The organism is Streptomyces sp. P5F9 (assembly GCF_057961495.1).
Map to the genome: position 1 here is coordinate 1 of NZ_JBXVPZ010000623.1, position 4,678 is coordinate 4,678.

5 protein-coding genes are annotated in these 4,678 nt (G+C 70.5%); 2 read left to right on the forward strand and 3 right to left on the reverse strand.

The window, feature by feature from the left end; all coding sequences use genetic code 11:
• From AC31A1_RS47100 to AC31A1_RS47110, 3 genes are all read right to left on the reverse strand, one after another.
• Positions 1–611, reverse strand: a 611-nt coding sequence (locus AC31A1_RS47100; RefSeq protein ID WP_489659210.1) for an NADH-quinone oxidoreductase subunit C, incomplete at its 3' end; no start/stop codon positions are given.
• On the reverse strand, positions 608–1,294 hold the full coding sequence (locus tag AC31A1_RS47105; RefSeq protein WP_489659211.1) for an NADH-quinone oxidoreductase subunit B: 687 nt from the start codon (positions 1,292–1,294) through the stop codon (positions 608–610). The genes AC31A1_RS47105 and AC31A1_RS47100, both read right to left, overlap by 4 nt.
• Entirely contained in the window at positions 1,285–1,704 is a 420-nt protein-coding gene (locus AC31A1_RS47110) for an NADH-quinone oxidoreductase subunit A (RefSeq protein WP_393759983.1), read from the reverse strand. Before AC31A1_RS47110 ends, AC31A1_RS47105 begins: the two co-directional genes overlap by 10 nt.
• A 258-nt stretch (positions 1,705–1,962) precedes the next feature.
• Here AC31A1_RS47110 and AC31A1_RS47115 point away from each other — a divergent pair, with 258 nt between their 5' ends.
• Complete coding sequence (locus AC31A1_RS47115) at positions 1,963–3,177, forward strand: sensor histidine kinase (protein WP_489659212.1); 1,215 nt, start codon at positions 1,963–1,965, stop codon at positions 3,175–3,177.
• A 113-nt stretch (positions 3,178–3,290) separates the two neighbouring features.
• Positions 3,291–4,640 carry a sensor histidine kinase gene (locus AC31A1_RS47120; RefSeq protein ID WP_489659213.1) on the forward strand — a complete coding sequence of 450 codons (1,350 nt, stop codon included), beginning with the start codon at positions 3,291–3,293 and terminating at the stop codon, positions 4,638–4,640.
• The last annotated feature ends 38 nt before the right edge of the window (positions 4,641–4,678 follow it).

Below are 4,678 nucleotides of genomic sequence, written 5' to 3' on the forward strand. Positions count from 1 at the left end.
GCCCGCCCCGCCCCCCGCGCAGGCCGTGCCGGAGCCGCCGGGAGCCGGCCCTTCAAGGGGCCCCACTCGTTCGGGTCGGGCACGCCCGGCGGGAGCATCTGGCGGCGTTTCGGGCCTCCGTGGTCGGACTCGCCCGGTTCCTTCGCTCCGGGCCAGGCCTTGGCGACTCGGGCCGCGAGGACGAAGTCCTTGCGGAGGGGGTGGCCCTCGAAGGTTTCCGGGAGGAGGAGGTGGTCCAGTGCCGGGTGGCCCTCGAAGTCGACGCCGAACATTTCGTGGGTCTCGCGTTCGTGCCAGGCGGCGCCCGCGTAGACGTCGACGGCGGTGGGGAGTGCCGGGGTCTCGTGCGGGACGGTCGTACGGACGAGGAGACGGCGTACCGGTGACAGGGCCACGACGTGGGCGGAGACGCGGAAGCCGGTGCCTGGTTCGTCGACCGCGCTCAGCCAGTCGAAGTAGGTGCAGCCCAGGTCGTCGCGGGCGGTGCGCAGCGCGGTGAGCCAGCTGGCGGGGGGTACGTCGACCGTGAGGAGGTCGTAGGACTCCTCGGCAGTGGACTCCGTACCGAACAACTCCTCAACCGGGGCGGGCAGCCAGCCGACGGCGGTCATCGGGCATCACCCGAGCCCCCGTCGGAGGGCGAGCCCGCACCTGCAGAACCCCCATCAGACACCGGCACCGGCACCGGCACCAACCCGCTCTGTAGCGCAGCCGTAGAAGGACGGCCCGCGGCAGTCGCCCCGTACCGCTCCCCCAGCGACTCCCGGGCGATCTTCTCCTGGAGTTTGAGGATGCCCTGGAGGAGGGCTTCGGGGCGGGGCGGGCAGCCGGGGACGTAGACGTCGACCGGGATGATCTGGTCGACGCCCTTGGTGACCGAGTAGGAGTCCCAGTACGGGCCGCCGCAGTTGCTGCACGCGCCGAAGGAGATGACGTATTTGGGCTCGGGCATCTGCTCGTAGAGGCGTTTCACGGCCGGGGCCATCTTGTCCGTGACCGTGCCGGAGACCACCATCAGGTCGGCTTGGCGCGGGCCCGGCGCGAAGGGGATGACACCCAGGCGGATGAAGTCGTGGCGGGCCATGGAGGCGGCGATGAACTCGATGGCGCAGCAGGCGAGGCCGAAGTTGAAGACCCAGAGGGAGTAGCGGCGGCCCCAGTTGAGGACCACCTTCATGGGTTCGGGGGCGAGGCGGGCGAGGGCGCCGAGGCGTTTCGGCTCGGGGAGGTACACCGGTTCCGGCGACGGCGAAGACGAGGAGGAGGAGGAGGTCATGTCTGGCGTCACGTCCATGCCAGGACGCCCTTCTTGTATGCGTACAGCAGGCCCACGGTCAGGAAGCCGAGGAAGACGAACATCTCGACGAGGGTGGTCGCGCCGTAGCCCGGTGCGGCGAAGACCGTCGCCCAGGGGAAGAGGAAGATCGAGTCGACGGCGAAGATGACGTACAGGAACGCGTAGACGTAGTACCGGACTTGGGTGTGGGCCCAGCCCTCGCCGACGGGGTCGACGCCGCACTCGTACGTGAGGAGCTTCTCGGGGGTGGGGACGACCGGGCGCAGCAGCCGGCCCGCGCCGAAGGCCACGGCGACGAAGAGCACGCCGACGACGGTGAGCAGTCCCACGACGGAGTAGGACCGGAAGTAGTCCGCCGCGACGACCACGGTCGGCTCCCGCAAGGTGTCCGGCAACGTCTCCCGCAAGTCCGACCCCTCCTCCTCCGCACAGGCTTCCCCACGGGCCGCTCCGGTGACCGGGTGCCCCCGTGACCCATGTGAACTCTGTGTTCGACGATCTGTACGCACGGGAGTCTAGGCCCTGTTAAAGGCACGGTAAGCAGCCCGTCACGGCTTGAGATCCGCTCGGAATGACGGGACGGACACGATGGTGGGGTTTTCCCCAGCAGACCCGGGCGGCGGACCTCATGGCGCCGGAGCGCGTCGCGCGGCACGCTGGCCCATATGACCGTACGCATTCCCTACGCCGACCCGGCGGCACCCGGCGGCGAACTCGACAAGCCGCTGCCGCCGGCCCGCTTCGCCTACGACAGACACACCTGGAAGGAGATCGCGCATCTCCTGACGAACCTACCGGTGTCGGTGTTCGGCTTCGTCTATGTGGTGACGATGCTGTTCATCAGCGCCGGGCTGACCGTCACCGTGGTCGGGTTCCCGCTGCTCGCGCTGGGGTTGATGGGCGCGCGGCTGATGGGGAAGTTCGAGCGGGGCCGGGCCCGGCGGCTGCTCGGGGTGCGGATCGACGAGCCGAGCCCGTTGCCGTGGCGCAAGGGCGGCGGGCTGCTGCAACGGGTGTGGATGGCGCTGAAGGACCCGGTGGGCTGGCGGACGGTGCTGTACGACGGGATGCGGTTGCCGTGGGGCATCGTCACCTTCACCGTCACGCTGACCTCGTTGTTCGTGCTGTGGCCGGTGCTGCCGTTCATCGCGCGCGGGCTGGCGAACGCGGACCGGGCGATGGTGCGCGGCCTCCTCTCCCCCTCCGACGAACTGGAGCGCCGTATCGCCGAGTTGGAGTCCGACCGGGGTGTCGTCGTCGACACGGCGGCGGCGGATCTGCGGCGGATCGAGCGCGACCTGCACGACGGGGCGCAGGCCCGGCTGGTCAATCTGGCGATGGGGCTGGGGCTGGCCAAGGAGAAACTGCTGGAGGGCCGGGCCGACGAGCAGGTCGCCGCGATGGTCGACGAGGCGCACGGCGAGGTGAAGCTGGCGTTGCAGGAACTGCGGGATCTGGCGCGCGGGATCCACCCGGCCGTGCTGACGGACCGTGGGCTCGACGCGGCCCTGTCCTCCGTCGCCTCGCGCTGCACGGTGCCGGTGAAGGTGACGGCCGACCTGGGCGCGCGCCCGGCCGCCGCCATCGAGGGCATCGCGTACTTCACCGTCTCCGAGCTGCTGCAGAACATCAGCAAGCACAGCGGCGCCCGTACGGCGTCGGTCGACGTGTGGCGGTCGGAGGACCGCCTGCTCATCCAGGTCTGGGACGACGGCCGCGGCGGCGCGAACCTCGACGGCGGCACCGGCATGCGCGGCCTCGCCGACCGGCTCGGCGCGGTCGACGGCCTGTTCGTCCTCGACTCCCCGCCGGGCGGCCCTACGACGGTCACGGCGGAACTGCCGTGGCGGGAACGGACCTCCGAGCCACCCCGGAGGTAGGGAAAACCCCCCTCCCGAGAGGCCGACGGACTCCATGGTTCGTGGACCTGCGGCCGAGCAGTCTGGGGATACGACAGCACGGCTGCGGAAACGAGTAGAACGGGACGACTTCAATGGCCACGGAGTACGGGCAGGGGTACGGATCGCACGGCATGTTCGACCTCGACGAGCGGCGTCAGCGCCGGCACCGGTTGCCGATCGCGCTGCGCGCACCCCTTGAGGCGCGCAGCTGGCGGGAGTTCGGCTATGTGCTGCTGAGCCTGCCGATCAGCATCCTGCTCTTCACCTACGCCGTCACGATGGTGTCGCTGGGCGCGGGCCTGCTGATCACCTTCCTCGGCGTCCCGGTCCTGGCGGGCGCCCTGGCCGGCTGCCGCGGTTTCGGCGCGCTGGAACGGGCGCGGGCCCGCCGCCTGCTCGACCTGGACGTCGCCGACCCCGAGCCGCTGCGCATGAGGAAGAACGGCCCGATGGCCTGGATGGGCGCCGTCCTCAAGAGCGGCACGTCCTGGCGCCACCTGCTGTACGCCGTGCTGCACTTCCCGTGGGCGGTCTTCTCCTTCGTCGTCGCCCTCAACTTCTGGGCATACGGCTGGGCCCTCCTGACGTACCCGCTGTGGTTCTGGCTCTTCCCGATGTACGGCGGTGGGGGCGGCCTCCAGCTCTACGGCGACGAGCACCACCGGATCTATCTGGACAACCCCTTCGAGATCACCGTGACCGCGCTGGTCGGACTGCTGTTCACGCTGGCCACGCCGTGGATCGTGCGGGCCCTGACGATGGTCGACCGGCTCATGGTGCACGGGCTCCTCGGACCGTCGACGCTGGCCACCCGGGTCGTGGAACTGGAGTCGGACCGGGGTGTCGTCGTCGACACGGCGGCGGCCGATCTACGGCGGATCGAGCGCGACCTGCACGACGGGGCGCAGGCCCGGCTGGTGGCCCTGGCCATGGATCTGGGGCTGGCCAAGGAGAAGCTGACGGAGGACCCGGAGGCCGCGGCGCGGATGGTGGGCGAGGCGCACGGTGAGGTGAAGACGGCCTTGCAGGAGCTGCGGGATCTGGCGCGCGGGATCCACCCGGCGGTGCTGACCGACCGCGGGCTGGATGCCGCCCTGTCCTCCGTGGCCTCACGCTGCACGGTGCCGGTGCAGGTGGAGGTGGATCTGCCTGCGCGGCCGGCGGCGGCCATCGAGGGGATCGCGTACTTCACCGTCTCCGAGCTGCTGCAGAACATCAGCAAGCACGCGAAGGCGACGTGGGCGGCCGTTGATGTGTGGCGGGTGGAGAACCGGCTGATGCTTCAGGTCGTGGACAACGGGGTGGGCGGCGCGGATGCCTCCGGCGGTTCGGGGCTGGCCGGTCTTGCCGGGCGGCTCGATGCCGTGGACGGCATTCTGGTGGTGGACTCGCCGGTGGGTGGGCCTACCCGGATCACGGCGGAGCTGCCCTGGCGGGGTTGAGGGGGCGGGGAGTTCGGACAGGCCGGATTCCTCCACCC